The sequence below is a fragment of the Albidovulum litorale genome, assembly GCF_025751495.1.
Classification (GTDB): Bacteria; Pseudomonadota; Alphaproteobacteria; order Rhodobacterales; family Rhodobacteraceae; genus Albidovulum; species Albidovulum litorale.
In genome coordinates this window covers 673,820-691,522 of sequence record NZ_JAOWKZ010000001.1, presented here as the reverse complement: position 1 = coordinate 691,522, position 17,703 = coordinate 673,820, and the positions used below count along the sequence as shown (strand labels likewise).

Here is a 17,703-nt window from a genome sequence, read left to right as displayed (position 1 = left end):
GACCGTTCTGCCGGTCCGGCGCTTCGATTTTGGGGCGGGCAAGCCGTTACTTCAGCTGGCTGTCCTTCGACCCGCGCCGGTTGATGCCGCCGCGCATCACGGGCCGCGCGTCGCGTTCGTTCTGGCAATCGATGCAGAGCTTGACGCCGGGAATGGCCTGACGCCGCCGCTCGGGAATGTCCTCACCGCACTCGGCGCATTCGGCGAGGCTCTCGCCCTCAGGCCGCCGACGCGCCTGCATGCGCTTCAACTCATCCTCGATCGAAGCATCGATCTGTTCGTTCACCGCGCCGTCGCGCGCCCAGCCGCCTGCCATTGACGTGATCTCCAATCCTGCATCCGAGACTAGGACCGGTTCCCGGGGCCGGTCAACCGGCCCCGGCGGTTACTCCGCCGCAGCCGGTGCCGCGCTCTCTGCATCCTCACGATGCGCGGGCGACAGCCGCAGGACCGCATAGCCGAGGATCGCCGAAACTGCAGACCCCGCCAGCACTCCCAGCCGCACCGCATTCATCTGGGCCTGATCGTCGAAGCTGAGCCCGCCGATGAAGAGCGACATGGTGAAGCCGATCCCGGCAAGGCAGGCGAGGCCGTAGATATGCGCCCATGTCACGGCATGGGGCAGTTTCGCCCAACCCGCCCGGACCACAAGCCATGTTGCGCCGAAGACACCCAGTTGCTTGCCGATCACCAGACCCGCCGCAATACCCATCGGCAGGGGCGCGAAAAGATCGCCCAAGGTCAGGCCCTGCAGCACGACGCCCGCATTGGCGAAGGCAAAGACCGGCACGATCAGAAAGAGGACGTAAGGCGACAGGGCATGTTCCAGCGAATGGAGCGGCGATTTGCCGTATTTATCTTTGAGCGGGATGAAGAAGGCCGTGACCACGCCCGCAAGCGTCGCATGAACCCCCGATTTCAGCACCAGTACCCAGAGTACGGTCCCAAGCAGGATGAACGGCGCAATGCGGTGCGCCCCCGCACGATTGAGCAGGAACAGACCGGCAAGCGGCAGGAGCGCCACATAGAGGTAATCGACGTGCAATTCCTTGGTGTAGAAAAGCGCGATGATCAGGATGGCCCCAAGGTCATCGAGGATCGCCAGCGTCAGCAGGAAGATCTTCAGCGCCGCCGGCACCCGTTTGCCCAGAAGCGCCAGAACGCCCACCGCAAAGGCGATGTCTGTCGCCGCCGGGATCGCCCAGCCGCCCCGCGCGACAGGATCGGAGAAGTTGAATGCCAGAAAGACCAGTGCAGGCAGCGCCATACCGCCCACCGCCGCCATACCCGGCAACATCACGTCGCGCGGGTTCTTGAGCTTTCCCTCGACCATCTCGTGCTTCAGTTCCAGCCCGATCAGGAAGAAGAAGATCGCCATCAGCCCGTCATTGATCCACAAGATCAGCGGCTTCGACAGGCCTTCGCCATCCAGCAGGATCGAGAATTTCTTCAGAAGCAGATCGTGGTAGCCGCCCGACAGGGCGGAATTCGCGACGATCAGCGCCAGTAAGGCCGAGGCCATGAGAAGGACGCCCCCGGCGGCGTCATGGCGGAAGAAGCGGTCAAGGGCGCGCGCAAGGCTCATTCATCAATCCCGATTGTTTTCGTTATCTTTGGGGTCCACATGGGACCTTATTAGCATCTTTCAAGTTTTCGTGTTCCGATTTCGGCACTTGCGGGGGCGAATGGTGCCTCTAGGATGCCGCTCAGGCGGCAGGAGGGGCCACATGGCGGCATTCGACCATATCGCGGTTTCGGCTGAAACGCTTGAGGCTGGCGTGGCCCATGTCGAGGAAATCCTGGGCGTTTCGCTGGAAGCAGGTGGGAAACACCCGCATATGGGCACCCACAACCGGCTCCTGAGCCTTGGGCGCGGGGAATACCTTGAGGTCATCGCAATCGACCCAGACGCGATGAAGCCCACCCATCCGCGCTGGTTCGCGCTGGATGATTTCGCGGGCGTACCGCGATTGACGAACTGGATCGTGCGGGTCGACGATCTCGATGCCGCCCTTGCCGGAGCGCCGAGAGGCGCGGGGAGACCGACCGATCTGGCGCGGGGCGATTTCCGCTGGCGCTTCGCGGTGCCGGAGGACGGGTATCTGCCCTATGACAACGCCTTTCCGGCACTGATCGAATGGCAAAGCGCGCACCCCGCCGACCGGCTGACCGACACCGGATGCCGCCTCATCCGGCTGGAGATCGCGCATCCCGAGGCGAAGGCTCTTGGTGCCGCGCTGCCGCTGTCCGATCCGCGCATCGTTGTGGTCCCGGGGGCAAAGGAGATGCGCGCCACAATCGCCACACCGCATGGGGAAAGGGTGCTGACATGATGATCCGTCCGGCCCGCGATGCCGATATTCCCGCGCTCATCGCCCTCTGGAACCCGGTGATCCGCGACACGACGATTACCTTCTCAAGCGAGGAGAAGACGCCCGAAAGCCTCGCCCGGATCATCGACGAACGGCGCGCGGCGGGGCGCGAATTCCTGCTGGCCGAGGAAGACGGACGGCTCATGGGCTTTGCGACCTATGCCCAGTTCCGGGGCGGCAATGGCTATGCCCATGCGATGGAGCATACGATCGTTCTGGCGCCGGAAGCGCGGGGCAGGGGGGCAGGCCGGGCCCTTATGGCGCGGATTGAGGATCACGCCCGCGCCGGTGGCGCCCATACGCTCTTTGCTGGAATATCGGGCGAAAATCCCGACGGCGTCGCCTTTCATGCCCGGATGGGCTTTGTCCATGTCGCGCGGCTACCCGAGGCGGGGCGCAAGTTCGGACGCTGGCTCGACCTCGTGCTGATGGTGAAAGTTTTCCCCACGCACGGATGACGTTGCGCCAATTGTCGCAGTTCAGGCCAATGCAGCTGGTGGACTTGCGTGACTGGGACCCGGCAGGCAATGTGAAGACATATTCAATAAGATGAATGAGGTGTGTCATGCTGCGTCAGGGAATTACCGGAGCGGTCGTTTTGGCATGGGCTGCTGTCGCCACGGCCGGGGCGCAGGAGGTCAAGGTCGGGATCGGCCCCGACCGTCCCTCTGTCACGGTCGTCACCGAAGAGGGGCCGGTAACGATCACCCGGAACCAGGATACCGGCGCGGTGCTTGAGGGCGACTGGGCGCAGACGTCACGTGAATGCCCGCCTTTCTGCATCCAACCGATGGTGCCGGAAGACGGGGTCACGCCGATCGGGGAGCTGGAACTTCTCGACCTTCTGGAAGGCGGCGAAGCGGTGGTCATCGATAGCCGGACACCGGACTGGTTCAGCGGCGGCACCATCCCCGGTGCCATCAACATACCCTATACCGAAATCGCCGACCGGCTGGGTGACCTCGGCTGCGAGCCGGATTTCGATGGATGGGATTGCGCCGGTGCGAAGGAGGTCGCGCTCTTTTGCAACGGGCTCTGGTGCGGGCAGTCCCCATCAGCGATCAGGGTGATGGTCGGGCTCGGCTATCCGGCCGAACGCATTCGCTACTATCGCGGCGGAATGCAAAGCTGGCGGCTTCTCGGTCTGACGGTGATCTCGCCCTGATCCCGAAACGCGTTAACGGGCGAACCGGACGCGCGCCTCGGCGAAAGAGGGTGGTTCGGCCATCCCCTCGGGCGTGTGACCGTCGGGCACACCCCGGCCAAGAGCGGTGGTGATGGGCAGGACCCCGCCCCACAGTCCAAGCGTCAGGTCGGCGTCGTCATCGACTGGTGGCCCGGAGCGGATCTTGGCGCTTGCCGCTTCGATATGAAGGGCCAGCACGCCGGTCGCCTTGTCTTCCTGCGGGGTTATGGGCCGCACCTCCTCATACCGCCCCGGCAGCAGGTGTTCGGTGATCAGTTGCAGCGCCCGGTTGCGCTCGGCGCGGTCGGTGACGATATGGGCGGTGCCATGGATCACGACCGAGCGGTAATTGACTGAATGGTGAAAGGCCGAGCGCGCGGCGACGATTCCGCCAAGGATCGTCACCGTCAGGCAGGCCTTCAGACCGTTCGTTTGGTTCATCGCCCGGGTCTTGGTCGCGCCATGCAGATAGACCACGTCGCCGTCGCGGGCATAGGCCATCGGGATCACCATCGGCCGGTCTTCCGCCACGAAGCCGAAATGGCCGACCAGCCCGGCATCGAGGATCGGGTCGATCTGCGCGCGGTCATAACTCGCCCGCTTGGGATTGCGGACGCGATTGAAGGCTGGCTGGGTCGGGGTCTTGCGCGGCATGGCTCTCTCTTTCGCTTGTGCTTGTGGCATAGCAGCCACTATGGTTCCAAGGAAGATCCAGTTCTGGAGATATTAATGGAACCAGTTTGGCGGCGGGCCATCGGCTGGACGGAGGGTGCGAAAGAGGGGGAGGGCGCGCTTGTCACCCGGCTTTATCGCGCCTTCGCCGCCGCGATCCGCGAGGGGCGGCTGGCCGATGGTCGCGCCTTGCCATCCTCGCGCAAGGCCGCCGAGGGGCTGGATGTGTCACGCAACACCGTGATCGCCGCCTATGACCTCCTTCGCGCTGACGGATTGATCGCGCTTCATCCGGGTCGGGCGCCGGTCGTTACCTATCGTCCGGTCGCGTTGCCCGCGCCGAACGCGGCCGCAGGGCCGGGCCTGTCGGCACGCGGTGCGGCTCTTGCAGCCCCTGCACGGGACCGAGGCCCGGCGGCGCTTGTGATGGCGCCGGGCTGCCCTGACGAGACCGAGTTTCCCGGCGACCTTTGGGGTCGTGCCCTGCGCCGTGTCGCGCGGCATCGCCACGGCGCGAGTTTCGGATATGGCGACTATCATGGGCTTGCCGCCCTCCGTGCCGAACTGGTCGAGCGGCTGGCCATGGATCGCGGCATGACGGTGGACTCGGATCAGATTCTGGTTCTGCCGGGCACGCAGGCGGCACTGTCTCTGGCCACCGCCGTGCTGACCGATCCCGGCCAGACCGCCGCAATCGAAGAGCCGGGCTATATTGGCGCGCGGGCGGCGTTTCTTGGGGCTGGTTTGCGGCTGCTGCCGCTGCCGGTGGACGATCAGGGGGCCGATGCGGTCGCGCTGGCCGGCATTCGCGATCTGCGGCTGATCTACCTGACCCCTTCGAACCAGTTCCCGCTTGGCGCCCGCCTGCCGCTTGGCCGCCGTCAGGCCATCCTTGCCGCCGCTAGCGCGGCGGGTGCTGTGGTGCTTGAGGACGATTATGACGGTGAGTTTCAGTGGCGCGGGCAGGAGATAGCAGCGATGCAGGCTGAGGCGAAAGGCGGCGAGGTGATCTATCTCGGCACGGCGGCCAAGGCGCTGATGCCCGGTTTGCGGCTGAGTTGGATGGTGTTGCCCCCGACATTGGTCGCGCCGATGCGCGTGGCGCAGCGCAATCTCGGCCTGGCGGCCAATCTGCACGCCCAGGCGGCTTTGGCCGACCTGATGCGGTCTGGCCAGTACCGCGCACATCTGAGGCGCATCGCGCGGCTCAACCGCGAGCGGGGCGAGGCGCTGGTCGCGGCGCTTCGGGCGCGGCTTGGCAACCGGATCGGCGTTGCACTGCCCGACGGCGGCGTGCAACTGACAATCCGGCTCGGGACCGGGGCGGAGGAAAGGGCCACCCTTGACGCGCTTGGCCGGGCGGGTTTCGGGGCGACGGCTCTGTCAGGCTACAGCCTCGCCGACAACTGCCACGGCCTTGTGACCGGCTTTGCCGATGCCACCACAGAGCGGACAGAGCGGTTCGTGGCAACGCTTGCCTCTGCGCTCTAGGCCACCTGTCCCAGCCATTTTCGCGCAGTTTCGGCGCAACGCCGGGTACTGGTGCCGGTCTGGTAATAACCGGTCAGTGGCACAGGTTTCTCGCGTGAGCTGAATTGCAGGGCAATGCGCCACATGTCGTCGTTGCTTTGCAACAGGACACCATCCGGATCCAGATCGCTCAGCGGAAAGGTCTCGCTGCGAAATCCCCGCCAGTTGCGGCGGCGCAGCTCCACCGTTCCGGCTCGGCGGTCGAGGATCAGCCAGACCCGCTCCACCGCGAAGGCGGTCAGCGCGAGGCAGCCGAGCGTCGAAGCCGCCGCCGCGCCGGTCATCAAGAGGTTGCCCTTCGACAAGGCGTCGATGGCCCAGGCCGCGCAGGACAAAGTCATGAAGACAAAACACAGCGCCCAGAACCAGGGCTTTTCCTCAACGATCAGTTGGTCGTTGTTTTGGTTCAGTATCCGCATGTTGCGCAGGATAGCGAAGATTGTGACATAGCAATGGCAGGGCGGTCGGACGGGTCAGATGTGTCCCGCAGGGGGAGTCCGGCTCCGCCGGCCGGTCGCCAGAATGTAAAGTGCGAGGCTGGTCACCACCACAGCGCCCCCAAGCATCATGGGCACCGTCATTGCCTCTCCCGCCCCGGCCCAGACCCAGGCCGGGCCCAGAACGGTTTCGAGAAGCATCAGCAGGCTGACATTGGCGGGTTCGGTATGGCGTGAGGCATAGCTGAGCGCGAGGAAGGAGACGGGCAGGATCACCGCACCGGTCGCCGCGATGGCCCAGACATTGCCCGCGGCAAGCGTGCCGGCCGGGGACAGGGCAAACCCGATCGTTCCGGCCATCAGCGCGCCCGTACCGATCGTGGGCAGCAGCGGCAGGTCCCGCGCCCGGCGCATCAGTACGAAACCGAGCGCCAGCATCGCCGCCACGCCCAGCCCCGCGAGCGCGCCCAGAAGCGAGGCGCGGTTGAAACCCAAACCCTCTGCCCCGTCGCCGAATACGGCGATCGCGATGCCGCCCATCACGGCCGCCATCGCGATCCAGGTCGTACCGCGGGTCTGTTCGCCCGACAGCCAGCGCGACAGGAGGGCCGAAAAGACCGGCATCGTCGCCACGCCAAAAAGCACGATCGCGACCGGCGCATGAGCGATGCCGAGTGAAAAGAGGGTGCCATTCACCGCCTGGCAACACATGACGCCGAAACCCGAGACGCACATCATCGCGCGAAGGTCGCGCCGCCGCGTCTGGGCCGTCACGAACCAGACGGCGATCAGAAGGCTGCCCATCAGCAAGCCCCGCCAAGCCAGCATGGCGAAACCCTCGAGTCCGGACCAACGCATGAACATCGTGTCCGGCGTCAGGATAAGCGCCCCGAAGGCGGCGAGGCCGAGGCCGAATAAGGGATGGCGTGTCATGCGAATTCCGGGTGTGATTTGTCCTATGGCTAGGCGAGCGGAGCCCTGCTGTCCATGGTCCTGACGCGCTACTGCGCCGCCGTGAGCGGCATCAGCACGTTATCCTGCGTCGCGGCATCGAGCAGAATTTCCTTAAAAAGCCAGCTTCGGAACATGCGGATATGCATGTCGGTCGCCCGGTGCGCCTCGTAGGCGAGTGAGTAGATGGTGCGGACCGGTGAGACAATATCGAAGATCTGGACCAGTTCGCCGCCGCGGATCAGGTCGATCAGCAGTTCGCGGTATGCAAGCTCCACGCCGGTTCCACTTAAGGCCGCAGCCGTTGACAGCTCGCAATGGGAAAAGACCGGCCCGTGTTCCGGACAGGCCTCGGCGCAGTCGGCGGCGGCGAACCACTCAGCCCATCCGTCATCCGTCTCGTCGCGCAAGAGGACATGGTCGGCAAGGTCCGTCGGTGCTCTGAGTTCGGGATGCGCTGCACGATAGGCCGGGCTGCAGACGGGCGTGCGGGTCGAGGCAAAAAAGGGCTCTATCACCACGCCCTCCACCGGCGCATCGCCCCAGTGAATGATCACGTCAAGCGCGCCATTGCGAAAGTCGGTGGGCGGCAGCCCGGTTTCGATCTTCAGATCAATTTCGGGGCAAACGCTCATGAACCGTGGCAGTCGCGGGATCAGCCACCTTTTCGCGAACCACTCGGTCATCTTCAGCCGCAGCTGGCCACGCGCGGCATCGCCGGTGATCTCGCGCGTACTGGCGTCGATGTCATCAAGAAGCGGCCCGATGCGGGACAGGTAGCGCTGCCCGGCTTGGGTCAGGCGGACGACCTGAGGACCGCGCGAAAACATCGGCCGACCGAGATAGGTTTCCAGCAGGCGGACCTGATGACTGATCGCCGAGGGAGAGACACACAACTCGTCTGCCGCCGCTTTGAAGCTGCCAAGCCGCGCCGCCGCCTCGAAGGCGCGCAGCGCGGGGAACGGCGGCAGCTTGCGTTTCATCGACGTGAATTTCCTTCAGCCCCGGGTGAAATCTCTTCGTTTGAAGGCGCTCCGGCTTCGATTTTACGCTGAATGAAGGAAATTCGCAAAATCAGGGGGAACAAATGATCCAGCGTAACCGCAACACGGAAGGCCGGAGCATCGGTTTTGTCCCTGCGACCGGATGTGTCATCTTTGGTTTGGTTGCTGGAGCGGCGCTTGCGCAGATGTCCGGCCCGACCGAGCATCAGGGCCTGACCGTCGACAAGCTTGGCGTGATCGAGGAGGAGATGCTGCGGCGTCAGACCGGGCTCGAGGGCTATTTCATGCAGCTTCGTGCCATTACCATCGCGCCGGGCGGCCAGATCGCCGAGCATTCGCACGAAAAACGCCCGGGCCTCGTCAAGGTCATCGCCGGGGTAACGGTCGAAGGCCGCGCGGCGGGCGAGACGGAGTTTTCAGAGGATGGCGCGGACGCGATCATCGAGGATGGCGATACGGTGCACTGGTTCTATAACCGCACCGACGCCCCCGCGACGGCGATCGTCTGCGATCTGACGCCGGTCTCCTGATCCGTTCGATCATGGCCGGGCGTCGGCGGTGCGAGCAGATCGTCGAGCATATCGGTGATGTCCTCGATTGTCTCGGCGACGATATGGACGACCTCCGACTCGCGCTGAAGCCGCCCGGTCACGCGCAAAAGCCGCCCGGCCACGACCGCGCGGCGGAAGCGCTGGAAAACCTTCTGCCAGACGACCACATTGGCCACCCCGGTCTCATCCTCCAGCGTGAGAAAAACCACCCCTTTCGCGGTGCCCGGCCGCTGCCGCACCAGCACCAGCCCCGCCACTGTGACCCGCGCGCCCGAGGGCGGTTCCCCAAGCCGCGCATGGGGCAGGGCGGCGGGCGGGCGGGGCCAGTCTTTAATCGGCGCATAGTCGGTCAGCATGAGAACGATAGTAGAACATTTTTACGGGCTGCTACAATCCCGGGAAAGGACTGGGTTTGAACCGCCGCTTGCGGGGCGATGCTGCCCTCAGAAGATCTCGGGTCAATGTCTGCTATACATATGGCGCAGTCGTCTCCTAGTAATGATGGCAGTTCAATCGCGACCGACTCCCGCAGAAGGACACCTTCCATGTCCGGCACAATCCTTGCAGCCGAGCCGACCATTCGTCTTGTTGCTTTTCTGGGCGTTCTCGCGGCCATGGCGCTATGGGAAGTTGGAGCGCCCCGGCGACGACGCGATATACCGCGTGTTATCCGATGGACAAATAACCTTGCGCTCGTCGTGCTCGACACCGCGATTCTGCGGCTGACGTTTCCGATCCTCGCGGTTGGTCTCGCGGCTATGGCAGAGGAGCGCGGATGGGGGCTCTTCAACAACATCGATGCTCCGCTTTGGGTTGCCATCGTTGTCTCTATGCTGCTTCTCGATCTCGCAATCTACCTTCAGCACGTGATGTTCCACGCGGTGCCGGGGCTTTGGCGTCTGCACCGCATGCATCACGCCGATCTCGATTTCGACACGACCACAGGTTTACGTTTCCACCCGGTAGAAATCCTTATCTCGATGGGGATAAAGCTGGTGGTCGTTGCAGCTTTGGGCCCCCCCGCTGTCGCCGTGCTCTTGTTCGAGGTCATCCTGAACGCGACGGCGCTTTTCAATCACGCCAACATTGATTTTCCTCGCCGGGTAGATCGTATGCTCAGATGTATCGTCGTCACCCCGGACATGCACCGAGTGCACCATTCCGTTGATCCACGCGAAACCAATTCGAACTTCGGCTTCAATCTCCCGTGGTGGGACCGGCTTTTCGGAACCTACCTCGCCCAACCCGCGAAGGGACACAAGGGTATGGAGATCGGCATCGAGCAGTTTCGCACGCGCCGCGACCTCTGGCTCGACCGGATGCTGATACAGCCACTGCTCGGTGCGGCGAGCGGAGGTGCGCTCGACGCCCGGAGTCATCGGAGACGATCTTCATCTGCGTCATCGAAGCAAGGCAAGCCAAGCACCGACAAATAGGCTGAAAACCTTGAGCCAATGTCCTTTTGCGGGGCGTTTTGTCATTCAGACGGGGTGCAGCATTTGTCAAAGTGGGCTCAAAGCGCGCCTCACACACGCCCCCAAACCATTAGCGTTTCTCCGCCGCGTCGACCGCGGCGTGGAAATCATCGCTTGCGTTGCGACGAGGGAAAGGTGCATCCGGCACCGGCAAACCGAGATGCCGGCAGAGCGGCTCCCAACCCGATCCGACGGAGTAGATCAGCAACCGTTCAGGCGATATCGTCGCCTTCACCTCCTCGACATGAGCCTCGTATGTGGCAATCGCATGGGCGCGGTCGTCGGGCCGCCCGCCGAAAACCTGTTCGGCGACCAGCGCCACGCCGAGCGAATCAGGGTCCGTGGACGCCTTGATGACAGACAGGATCGTGCGCTCGAAACTCGCCCACCAGCTTTCCGCTGTCCGCCAGGTCAGGACAACCATGGCGTCCGGGCAGAACTTTGACAGTTCGCGCCAATAGGCGGCCGAGGGCCAGTCCACGCAGGATGAAAATCCCCTGAGCAACTCCGGCCAGTTGGGCGTTGCTCCCTGCGCCAGCGCCCGCCACATCTTCTGCTGCCTTTCGTCCTGCAACACCTCGAACATGTGGTGGCAGGGACCCACCCCCAGCAAGTTCAGCGCCTCACGCATCGAATCCGTCCCGGTCCGGCCGAACCCGGCCCCGATCACCTTCAGCATTGTCCACATCCCCCTTGCAGATTTTCCACAGGTTAGCACGGAAATGCCAAAGGGGTGGAGCATGGCGCATGGAGCGGCTAGATACGCAGAAACTCCGAACGGGATGGAACGAGTCGATGGCCAAGATCACCTATGTCGAATTCAACGGAACCGAGCATGTCGTCGATGTGGCGAACGGGCTTACCGTCATGGAGGGTGCCCGCGACAACGGCATTCCGGGGATCGAGGCCGATTGCGGCGGCGCCTGCGCCTGTTCGACCTGCCATGTCTATGTGGACCCCGCCTGGATTGAGAAACTGCCCGCCAAGGATGCGATGGAAGAGGACATGCTGGATTTCGCCTACGAGCCCGATCCGGCCCGTTCTCGGCTGACCTGCCAGCTCAAGGTGTCCGATGCGCTGGACGGGCTGAAAGTCTTCATGCCCGAAAAGCAGATCTGATGCGCCTCTTCGCGGCCTTCTGCTACTACATGGCCGCTTCCTTCGCGGCGACGCCCGCCCCCGCGCAGTATGTCGGTTGCGAAGGTCCAATCCTCAAGGCCAGCTATACCCGACCGACCGACCGCTACGACCATGGCATCTTGGGCGATGCGATCGAGTGGGGCGGGATGAAGGTCGTGATCGACTGGGCGGATGGATGTGGCTTGGTCGGCCCCATCGACATAATTCTACCGCAGGAATCGGTCTACGAGGACTTCGCGCCACGGCTCTGGGATGTCACCGGCGACGGACAGCCCGAGATCGTGACCGTCATATCCAAAGTCAGCAGCGGCGCCAGCCTGGAGATTCACGGATTCGCCGGCAACAGGTTCACCGCCATTGCCTCGACCCCTTATATCGGCACGCCTCACCGCTGGCTCGCCCCCGTCGGCGCGGCCGATCTCGACGGTGACGGGCGGGTGGAGATTGCCTATGTCGAGACGCCGCATCTGGGCAAAATCCTGAAGATCGTCCGGCTCGAGGGCGACCGCCTCGTCCCCGTTGCCGAGGCCAAGGGTCTCACCAATCACCGGATCGGCGATCCCTTCATCCAGGGCCGCATCGCCACCTGCGGTGGGAGCCCAACGATCCTGACCTCCAACGGAGACTGGACCCGGATCATCGGAACAACCCTCGCCGACGGGAAATTGGCTGTCCGCGACCTCGGACCTTACAGGGGGCCGAAGAGCTTCGACCGCATCGCTGGCTGCCGCTGAGACGGCCTCACTTTCTGTCTGAAGATACTCCGGAGGGGTCCGGGGAGGCAGCGCCTCCCCGGCGGGTCGGCCCGCCGAAGGCGGGACGAAACTCTAAAGCGCCCGCCAGCCGATATCGCGGCGGCAGAAACCGCCGGGCCAATCGATCCGGTCGACCATCGCATAGGCCCGATCCCGAGCTTCGGAAAGTGTCGTCCCCCGCGCGGTGACGTTCAGCACGCGACCGCCCGAGGCTACGACCGACCCGTCGCGCGCCGCCGTTCCGGCATGAAAAACCATATGCGACGAATCTTCAGGCAGCTCCTCAAGCCCCCGGATCTGCGACCCCTTGGCATAGGCGCCGGGGTAGCCTGCGGCCGCCATCACCACCGTCAAAGCATGGTCGTCCGCCCAGTTGACCCGGCAATCCCCGAGCCGCTCCTCGGCGCAGGCATGGATCAGGTCGAAGGCCTGCGCACCGAGCCGCATCATCAGGACCTGGCATTCCGGATCGCCGAAACGGACATTGTATTCGACGAGCCGGGCATACCCGTCCTTGATCATCAGCCCGGCATAGAGCACGCCCTGAAACGGCGTGCCGCGCCGCGCCATCTCGGTCACGGTTGGGCGCACGATCTTATCCATCGCCTGGTTCAGTACCGCGTCCGAAAGGATTGGCGCCGGGGAATAGGCGCCCATGCCGCCGGTATTCGGGCCGGTGTCACCATCGCCGACCCGCTTGTGGTCCTGCGCCGTGCCCACGGCCAGCACGTCGGTGCCATCGCAGAGAACGAAGAGCGAGGCCTCCTCGCCCTCCATGAATTCCTCGATCACCACCTCGGCGCCCGCCTGCCCGAATTCGCCGCCGAACATGTCGTCGAGCGCCGCCAGCGCCTCCTCGACCGTCATCGCCACGATCACGCCCTTGCCGGCGGCGAGGCCATCGGCCTTGACAACGATCGGCGCGCCCGTCGCGCGGACATAGTCGACCGCCGCCGCCTTGTCGGTAAAGCGCGCGTAACCCGCGGTCGGTGCCCCCGCCGCGTCGCAAATCTCCTTTGTGAAGCCTTTCGAGGCTTCAAGCCGTGCCGCTTCCGCCGAGGGACCGAAGGTCAGGACACCCGCCGCACGCAGCGCATCGGCCACGCCTGCGGCCAAGGGCGCCTCCGGGCCCACGATGACGAAATCGACCGCGTTTTCCTCGGCGAACCCAACCACCGCCGCACCATCCATGATGTCGAGATCGGCGCACTCGGCCAGCATCGCGATCCCGGCATTGCCCGGCGCCACGATCAGACGGTCGCATTTGGGGTTCTGCTTGACCGCCCAGACCAGCGCATGTTCCCGCCCGCCGCCGCCCAGAATGAGAATATTCATCGCCGTCCCCCGCTTGGCCTCGCTTGCCCGGCGTTCTAAGGTCGGGGGGCAGAGGATACAAGCGGACCCATGGACATCTTCGAAGAGAGCCAGCAGGGCGGCAATGCCCATGAATTCACCGTCTCGGAAATCTCGGGCGCGGTGAAGCGCATGATCGAGGGCGAGTTTGGCCATGTCCGGGTGCGGGGCGAGATCGGCCGCGTGTCGCGCCCCGCCTCGGGGCATCTTTATTTTGACCTGAAGGATGACCGCGCGGTCATCGCCGCGGTGTCGTGGAAAGGGCAGGCCGCACGGCTTTCTGTGAAGCCGGAAGAGGGGATGGAGGTGATCGCAACCGGCCGCCTCACGACCTTCCCTGGCCAGTCGAAATACCAGCTCATCGTCGAGGATATCGCGCCCGCAGGCATGGGCGCCCTGATGCTGATGCTGGAAAAGCGCAAGGCGGCACTGGCGGCGGAGGGGTTGTTCGCGCCGGAGCGCAAGCAGGCGATCCCCTATCTGCCCGAGGTGATCGGGGTCGTCACCTCACCCTCGGGCGCGGTGATCCGCGATATCCTGCACCGGCTCCGCGACCGGTTCCCGCGCAAGGTGCTGATCTGGCCTGTCGCGGTACAGGGGGAGAAATGCGCGCCAGAGGTCGCCGCCGCGATCCGGGGCTTCAATGCGCTGACGCCCGGCGGCGCGCTGCCGCGCCCTGACCTGATCATCGTCGCGCGTGGTGGCGGATCGCTGGAAGACCTCTGGGGATTCAATGAGGAAATCGTGGTCCGCGCCGCGGCCGAAAGTGCCATCCCCCTGATTTCGGCGGTGGGGCACGAGACCGATACGACGCTGATCGACCATGCCGCCGATTACCGCGCGCCGACGCCGACGGCGGCAGCGGAAAAGGCGGTGCCGGTCCGAATGGAACTGCTCAGCTGGACCGCCGATCAGGGCGCACGGCTTTCCCGCGCATTGACCCAGCGGCTCGACCAGCGCCGCCAGCGGCTAACCGACCTGTCCCGCGCGTTGGGACGACCCGAAACACTTCTCGATCCAGCCCGGCAAGGCCTCGACCAGTGGTCCGACCGTCTCGGCCCTGCATTGCATGCCGCAGCCACGCGCAAGCGGGCGGGCTTTAACACCGTTGCGGGGCGGCTGCACCCGGCGACGCTTGCTGGCCTGATCGCCCGCGAGCGGCGGCATTTCACCATCTTCGCCGAGCGCCTTGCGCCCGCGCTGACCCGCCTGACCCGCGATGCGGGGCGCGAAAACACCCGTCGCCGCGCCGATCTTGAGGCGATCACCCAGCGCCTCGCCACCGCCCAACGCCAGCGCCTCGATGCACTCGCCGAACGGCTGAGTGCGACAGACCGCATGCGCCAGACGCTCGGCTATACCGAAACGCTGAAACGCGGCTATGCGGTGATCCGTGCCGAAGGCGCCGTTGTCACGACGAAAGCGGCTGCCGAAACCGCCGCCGCCCTCGATATCGAATTTCACGACGGAACCCTGCCGGTGCTCGCGGGCAGCCCGGCAAAGCCGAAACGCCAGAAATCCGACCCACCGCCCGATCAGGGCAGCCTTTTCTGACCGTCCGGTTCCTTCCTTGCCGAAACACCCTCGGGGGTCCGGGGGTAAAACCCAAGGCGGGCCGACGCGCCTCAGGCGCGGCGAAACCCGGAAAGCGAATGCCTCTCAGACCCCGAGATCCAGCCCCATGCAGGCCATCGGTTCGGGGCTTTCCTCGACCGCGATCAGCGGCAGGCCGAAGGGATCGCCCCGGAACTTGGCCAGAAGGCCTTCGTCGCTTTGCCAGAAGGTCCAGCATTGCGGCTCGGGATTGTCCTCATAGACAAAGCAGATAAAGCCCTGATCTTCGTACCACTCGCCTCTGCGGCAATCGTCGCCGAGAAAGGCCCAGACCACCTGACGGCCCGGCTGGTACTGTTCGACGCCGTAGGGTTCGCCGCCGGAATTGTAGAAAAGCGTGCGCCCCACCGTCGCCGCATCGAACTCCTCTGCAGTCAGCGGCCCGCCTGGCTCCGCTGCGCCGAGCGCCGATCCAAGAATCAGGGCAATTGCGGTTCCGACGATCCGTGACAGACAGGTCATTCCGGGGCCTCTCGATCTGCCGCGCCAGAGTGCCAGAAAGCGTGCGCCGAGGCCAGCGCGCTCAGGCATCGGCACGGCGGCGCATGGCTGCAAGCCGCCGGTCCATGAGCCGATGCCAGACAGGCGGGATCAGCGCGATCGTCGCCATGACCGGCAGCGAATGGGGCAGGCGGGGTGTTTCGGTCACCGGGTTCAGCCCGAGTTCAGGATAGGGTCGCGCAGGATGGGCGTGGTGATCGGCATGGCGCGGTGCGTTCAGCATCATCATGCCTGAAAAGGCATGTGGCGCGTCCCAGCTATGCCCAGGTCCGGCGGGTTCCAGCCCGCCCGAGGGCAGTTCGCGGCGCAAAAGCCCGTAATGCTGCACGTAGTCCGACAGAAGAAGCTGAACCTGCGCATGGGCACAGAGCAGGAGATAGGCCAAAAGCCCGTCAAACCCGAAGAGCCACAGCACCGCGACAAGCGCCAGCGCCGCGCCGCCGAGGTAGATGGAATAGGGGTTGAGGCCCGCAAGCCCCGTCAGCCGCGCTTTTTCGCGGCGGTTCTTTTCCATCTCATATCCCGCCACGAAGGCAACCGGCCAGGCGCGGGCAGCGAAGGCGTAGAAGCTTTCCCCTTCGGCGGCCGTGTTCGGGTCGTCAGGCGTTGCGACGAAGCGGTGATGGACCAACCGATGGGCCGAGGTGTGATGGCCGAAGAGAAGCGAGATATAGACAGCCATGCCCAACCCGAAGAGCCGCCGGTCGGAGCGGTGAATGAGTTCATGGGCGTTCGAGTTCGACACCTGCCCGAACCAGAGGCCGAAGGCGAGGAAAGTGGCGATACCGTCGAAAAGGCCGAGGCCCGATCCACCGGAAAGCGCCCAGAGGCCGATCAGGAGGAGCAGGAAATGCACCACAGCGAGCAGGACCGACAGCCGGTCGGCGGCTGCGACGGTCTGCGGCTCGGGACCGGTCGCCCCGCGTTCCCGGGCAACTTCGTCGGCGACATGAAGAACAAGGGTCATCGACAGCAGGGCAGGCAGACTCCAAACCCCGCCCAGAACGGCGGCAAGGATTAGAAGAGGCACCGGCGCGAGCGTTGCCAGCAGGAAGGGACGTAAATGACGCCACGGCGCCCACGCGGTTTGGAGCCTATCCTGCCAGGTCTCGGATGAAGCAACGGCGGGGCGGGGCCGCGCATCTGCATCCGGACCGGCCGGAGCGGGCTCGGGTCGTTCCGGTTCGATCTTTCGCTCTTGTGAGGTCGCTGGAGCGGTGTCCTCTGAGAGGGCCGAAAGGACCGAGGCGATCGCTGCATCGTCTGCGCCAGACTGGTCGTCCATGTCCGGCCGCTTCGGGTTGTCACCGGTACGGCGTCGGGTCAGTCGGGACAGCGGGTTCAGAACCATGGGCGATACATCCTTGCAGGCGCAAATCTGGCAAATCCCGCCGCCGCCGTCGACCCCTGTTCGTGCCGCCACGTCAGACCGCGTGACCGGTTGACCGGGGCCGGGCCCCCATGGCCTTCTCGCGCCTGACCCGGAGGGACCATGACCGCGACCACTTTGTTCATCTTCGCCGTGCTTCTGGCCACCCTTTACGAAATCGTCTTCTGCTGGCGCGGGGCATCCTGGCCGAAGAGCCTGATCAAGACCGGTTCGGTCGCGGTGCTGGCCCTCGCCGCGCCGGGACTCGCCGCCCCCATGCTTATCGTCGCGGGACTGGCCCTTGGGGCGTTGGGCGACTTCTTTCTTTCGCGCCCCGGGGAAAAGGCATTCCTTGCGGGGATGGGGGCCTTCGCCGCTGGTCATCTCGCCTATGCCGCCGAGTTCTGGATACCGGGCACGCTGCCGCCCCTTTTCCCCGCGCTGGCGCTGCTGGCGCTTGGCATATCGACCGAGTTCTGGCTCGCGCCACAGACCGGGGCGCTGCGCTGGTCGGTCCGGGCCTATGTGGGCGTCATCACCCTCATGGCGCTCGCAGCCCTGACACTCGGCCCGGACCGGCAGGTCGCGCTGTGGGGCGCGGTCCTTTTCGTCTTGTCCGATCTTCTTCTGTCGCTTGACCTCTTCGTGGTCAAAAGCCCCGGCCTGAACCGGCTCCTGAGCCATGCGCTCTGGGCGGCCTACTGGTCGGGTCAGGCGCTGATCCTTCTGGGAATGGCCGCCAACGCGCCCTTCTGACCCTTCAATCCCAACCCGAAACGTAATAGGTGGGGGC

At 64.8% G+C, this 17,703-nt stretch carries 21 protein-coding genes; 10 read left to right on the top strand and 11 right to left on the bottom strand.

What is annotated here, in order from left to right:
• Positions 1–46 precede the first annotated feature (46 nt).
• Both OEZ71_RS03545 and nhaA read right to left on the bottom strand, forming a co-directional pair.
• The gene (locus OEZ71_RS03545; RefSeq protein WP_263738998.1) at positions 47–316 is read right to left on the bottom strand and encodes a DksA/TraR family C4-type zinc finger protein; all 270 of its coding nucleotides are present in this window, start codon (positions 314–316) and stop codon (positions 47–49) included.
• Between the two features lie 69 nt (positions 317–385).
• Complete coding sequence (gene nhaA / locus OEZ71_RS03540) at positions 386–1,585, bottom strand: Na+/H+ antiporter NhaA (RefSeq protein ID WP_263738534.1); 1,200 nt, start codon at positions 1,583–1,585, stop codon at positions 386–388.
• A gap of 142 nt (positions 1,586–1,727) precedes the next feature.
• Here nhaA and OEZ71_RS03535 point away from each other — a divergent pair, with 142 nt between their 5' ends.
• From OEZ71_RS03535 to OEZ71_RS03525, 3 genes are all read left to right on the top strand, one after another.
• Positions 1,728–2,333 carry a VOC family protein gene (locus tag OEZ71_RS03535; RefSeq protein ID WP_263738533.1) on the top strand — a complete coding sequence of 202 codons (606 nt, stop codon included), beginning with the start codon at positions 1,728–1,730 and terminating at the stop codon, positions 2,331–2,333.
• Positions 2,333–2,830 (top strand): GNAT family N-acetyltransferase, encoded by a 498-nt coding sequence (locus OEZ71_RS03530; RefSeq protein WP_263738997.1) that lies wholly within the window; start codon positions 2,333–2,335, stop codon positions 2,828–2,830. The genes OEZ71_RS03535 and OEZ71_RS03530 overlap by 1 nt, the downstream gene beginning before the upstream one ends.
• Before the next feature lie 107 nt (positions 2,831–2,937).
• Positions 2,938–3,537 (top strand): rhodanese-like domain-containing protein, encoded by a 600-nt coding sequence (locus OEZ71_RS03525; RefSeq protein ID WP_263738532.1) that lies wholly within the window; start codon positions 2,938–2,940, stop codon positions 3,535–3,537.
• Positions 3,538–3,549: 12 nt separating this feature from the next.
• Here OEZ71_RS03525 and OEZ71_RS03520 read toward each other — a convergent pair whose 3' ends face one another.
• A complete protein-coding gene (locus OEZ71_RS03520) occupies positions 3,550–4,212 on the bottom strand; it encodes a pyridoxamine 5'-phosphate oxidase family protein (RefSeq protein ID WP_263738531.1) in 663 nt (220 codons plus the stop codon).
• A 75-nt stretch (positions 4,213–4,287) separates the two neighbouring features.
• Between OEZ71_RS03520 and pdxR the strand changes: the two genes are divergently transcribed.
• Positions 4,288–5,721, top strand: coding sequence for a MocR-like pyridoxine biosynthesis transcription factor PdxR (gene pdxR / locus OEZ71_RS03515; protein WP_263738530.1), 1,434 nt, complete (start codon positions 4,288–4,290; stop codon positions 5,719–5,721).
• Here pdxR and OEZ71_RS03510 read toward each other — a convergent pair.
• From OEZ71_RS03510 to OEZ71_RS03500, 3 genes are all read right to left on the bottom strand, one after another.
• Complete coding sequence (locus tag OEZ71_RS03510; RefSeq protein WP_263738529.1) at positions 5,718–6,179, bottom strand: hypothetical protein; 462 nt, start codon at positions 6,177–6,179, stop codon at positions 5,718–5,720. The two genes, pdxR and OEZ71_RS03510, sit on opposite strands and share 4 nt — an antisense overlap.
• A 54-nt stretch (positions 6,180–6,233) precedes the next feature.
• Positions 6,234–7,130, bottom strand: coding sequence for a DMT family transporter (locus tag OEZ71_RS03505; protein ID WP_263738528.1), 897 nt, complete (start codon positions 7,128–7,130; stop codon positions 6,234–6,236).
• Between the two features lie 68 nt (positions 7,131–7,198).
• Entirely contained in the window at positions 7,199–8,131 is a 933-nt protein-coding gene (locus tag OEZ71_RS03500) for a LysR substrate-binding domain-containing protein (RefSeq protein ID WP_263738527.1), read from the bottom strand.
• A gap of 104 nt (positions 8,132–8,235) precedes the next feature.
• On the opposite strand from OEZ71_RS03500, the gene OEZ71_RS03495 reads away from it, so the two are divergent.
• A complete protein-coding gene (locus OEZ71_RS03495) occupies positions 8,236–8,682 on the top strand; it encodes a cupin domain-containing protein (protein ID WP_263738526.1) in 447 nt (148 codons plus the stop codon).
• Here the strand turns inward: OEZ71_RS03495 and OEZ71_RS03490 are convergent.
• On the bottom strand, positions 8,622–9,059 hold the full coding sequence (locus tag OEZ71_RS03490; RefSeq protein ID WP_263738525.1) for an OB-fold nucleic acid binding domain-containing protein: 438 nt from the start codon (positions 9,057–9,059) through the stop codon (positions 8,622–8,624). The two genes, OEZ71_RS03495 and OEZ71_RS03490, sit on opposite strands and share 61 nt — an antisense overlap.
• Positions 9,060–9,248: 189 nt before the next feature.
• Here OEZ71_RS03490 and OEZ71_RS03485 point away from each other — a divergent pair, with 189 nt between their 5' ends.
• Positions 9,249–10,139 carry a sterol desaturase family protein gene (locus OEZ71_RS03485; RefSeq protein WP_263738524.1) on the top strand — a complete coding sequence of 297 codons (891 nt, stop codon included), beginning with the start codon at positions 9,249–9,251 and terminating at the stop codon, positions 10,137–10,139.
• Between the two features lie 109 nt (positions 10,140–10,248).
• Here the strand turns inward: OEZ71_RS03485 and OEZ71_RS03480 are convergent, their stop codons facing one another.
• The gene (locus tag OEZ71_RS03480) at positions 10,249–10,857 is read right to left on the bottom strand and encodes a sulfotransferase family protein (RefSeq protein ID WP_263738523.1); all 609 of its coding nucleotides are present in this window, start codon (positions 10,855–10,857) and stop codon (positions 10,249–10,251) included.
• 116 nt (positions 10,858–10,973) lie between these two features.
• Between OEZ71_RS03480 and OEZ71_RS03475 the strand changes: the two genes are divergently transcribed.
• Both OEZ71_RS03475 and OEZ71_RS03470 read left to right on the top strand, forming a co-directional pair.
• On the top strand, positions 10,974–11,297 hold the full coding sequence (locus OEZ71_RS03475) for a 2Fe-2S iron-sulfur cluster-binding protein (protein WP_263738996.1): 324 nt from the start codon (positions 10,974–10,976) through the stop codon (positions 11,295–11,297).
• Entirely contained in the window at positions 11,297–12,052 is a 756-nt protein-coding gene (locus OEZ71_RS03470) for an FG-GAP repeat domain-containing protein (RefSeq protein ID WP_263738522.1), read from the top strand. The genes OEZ71_RS03475 and OEZ71_RS03470 overlap by 1 nt, the downstream gene beginning before the upstream one ends.
• 93 nt (positions 12,053–12,145) lie before the next feature.
• Here the strand turns inward: OEZ71_RS03470 and purD are convergent, their stop codons facing one another.
• Positions 12,146–13,408 (bottom strand): phosphoribosylamine--glycine ligase, encoded by a 1,263-nt coding sequence (gene purD / locus OEZ71_RS03465; RefSeq protein WP_263738521.1) that lies wholly within the window; start codon positions 13,406–13,408, stop codon positions 12,146–12,148.
• A 69-nt stretch (positions 13,409–13,477) separates the two neighbouring features.
• Between purD and xseA the strand changes: the two genes are divergently transcribed.
• Entirely contained in the window at positions 13,478–14,980 is a 1,503-nt protein-coding gene (gene xseA / locus OEZ71_RS03460; protein ID WP_263738520.1) for an exodeoxyribonuclease VII large subunit, read from the top strand.
• Between the two features lie 105 nt (positions 14,981–15,085).
• Here the strand turns inward: xseA and OEZ71_RS03455 are convergent, their stop codons facing one another.
• A complete protein-coding gene (locus tag OEZ71_RS03455) occupies positions 15,086–15,502 on the bottom strand; it encodes a hypothetical protein (protein ID WP_263738519.1) in 417 nt (138 codons plus the stop codon).
• A gap of 61 nt (positions 15,503–15,563) precedes the next feature.
• Entirely contained in the window at positions 15,564–16,571 is a 1,008-nt protein-coding gene (locus OEZ71_RS03450; RefSeq protein WP_263738518.1) for an alkane 1-monooxygenase, read from the bottom strand.
• A 462-nt stretch (positions 16,572–17,033) separates the two neighbouring features.
• Between OEZ71_RS03450 and OEZ71_RS03445 the strand changes: the two genes are divergently transcribed.
• Positions 17,034–17,666, top strand: coding sequence for a lysoplasmalogenase (locus tag OEZ71_RS03445; protein WP_263738517.1), 633 nt, complete (start codon positions 17,034–17,036; stop codon positions 17,664–17,666).
• The last annotated feature ends 37 nt before the right edge of the window (positions 17,667–17,703 follow it).

What these genes read in the sequence shown, in the direction of transcription:
- OEZ71_RS03495 (WP_263738526.1), top strand. Translation starts at nt 8,236, where the DNA reads ATGATCCAGCGTAACCGCAACACGGAAGGCCGGAGCATCGGTTTTGTC.
- OEZ71_RS03500 (WP_263738527.1), bottom strand. Translation starts at nt 8,131, where the DNA reads ATGAAACGCAAGCTGCCGCCGTTCCCCGCGCTGCGCGCCTTCGAGGCG.
- purD (WP_263738521.1), bottom strand. Translation starts at nt 13,408, where the DNA reads ATGAATATTCTCATTCTGGGCGGCGGCGGGCGGGAACATGCGCTGGTC.
- OEZ71_RS03505 (WP_263738528.1), bottom strand. Translation starts at nt 7,130, where the DNA reads ATGACACGCCATCCCTTATTCGGCCTCGGCCTCGCCGCCTTCGGGGCG.
- OEZ71_RS03545 (WP_263738998.1), bottom strand. Translation starts at nt 316, where the DNA reads ATGGCAGGCGGCTGGGCGCGCGACGGCGCGGTGAACGAACAGATCGAT.
- OEZ71_RS03475 (WP_263738996.1), top strand. Translation starts at nt 10,974, where the DNA reads ATGGCCAAGATCACCTATGTCGAATTCAACGGAACCGAGCATGTCGTC.
- OEZ71_RS03485 (WP_263738524.1), top strand. Translation starts at nt 9,249, where the DNA reads ATGTCCGGCACAATCCTTGCAGCCGAGCCGACCATTCGTCTTGTTGCT.
- OEZ71_RS03470 (WP_263738522.1), top strand. Translation starts at nt 11,297, where the DNA reads ATGCGCCTCTTCGCGGCCTTCTGCTACTACATGGCCGCTTCCTTCGCG.
- OEZ71_RS03525 (WP_263738532.1), top strand. Translation starts at nt 2,938, where the DNA reads ATGCTGCGTCAGGGAATTACCGGAGCGGTCGTTTTGGCATGGGCTGCT.
- OEZ71_RS03445 (WP_263738517.1), top strand. Translation starts at nt 17,034, where the DNA reads ATGACCGCGACCACTTTGTTCATCTTCGCCGTGCTTCTGGCCACCCTT.
- OEZ71_RS03490 (WP_263738525.1), bottom strand. Translation starts at nt 9,059, where the DNA reads ATGCTGACCGACTATGCGCCGATTAAAGACTGGCCCCGCCCGCCCGCC.
- OEZ71_RS03530 (WP_263738997.1), top strand. Translation starts at nt 2,333, where the DNA reads ATGATCCGTCCGGCCCGCGATGCCGATATTCCCGCGCTCATCGCCCTC.
- OEZ71_RS03480 (WP_263738523.1), bottom strand. Translation starts at nt 10,857, where the DNA reads ATGCTGAAGGTGATCGGGGCCGGGTTCGGCCGGACCGGGACGGATTCG.
- nhaA (WP_263738534.1), bottom strand. Translation starts at nt 1,585, where the DNA reads ATGAGCCTTGCGCGCGCCCTTGACCGCTTCTTCCGCCATGACGCCGCC.
- OEZ71_RS03535 (WP_263738533.1), top strand. Translation starts at nt 1,728, where the DNA reads ATGGCGGCATTCGACCATATCGCGGTTTCGGCTGAAACGCTTGAGGCT.
- OEZ71_RS03455 (WP_263738519.1), bottom strand. Translation starts at nt 15,502, where the DNA reads ATGACCTGTCTGTCACGGATCGTCGGAACCGCAATTGCCCTGATTCTT.
- OEZ71_RS03520 (WP_263738531.1), bottom strand. Translation starts at nt 4,212, where the DNA reads ATGCCGCGCAAGACCCCGACCCAGCCAGCCTTCAATCGCGTCCGCAAT.
- pdxR (WP_263738530.1), top strand. Translation starts at nt 4,288, where the DNA reads ATGGAACCAGTTTGGCGGCGGGCCATCGGCTGGACGGAGGGTGCGAAA.
- OEZ71_RS03510 (WP_263738529.1), bottom strand. Translation starts at nt 6,179, where the DNA reads ATGCGGATACTGAACCAAAACAACGACCAACTGATCGTTGAGGAAAAG.
- xseA (WP_263738520.1), top strand. Translation starts at nt 13,478, where the DNA reads ATGGACATCTTCGAAGAGAGCCAGCAGGGCGGCAATGCCCATGAATTC.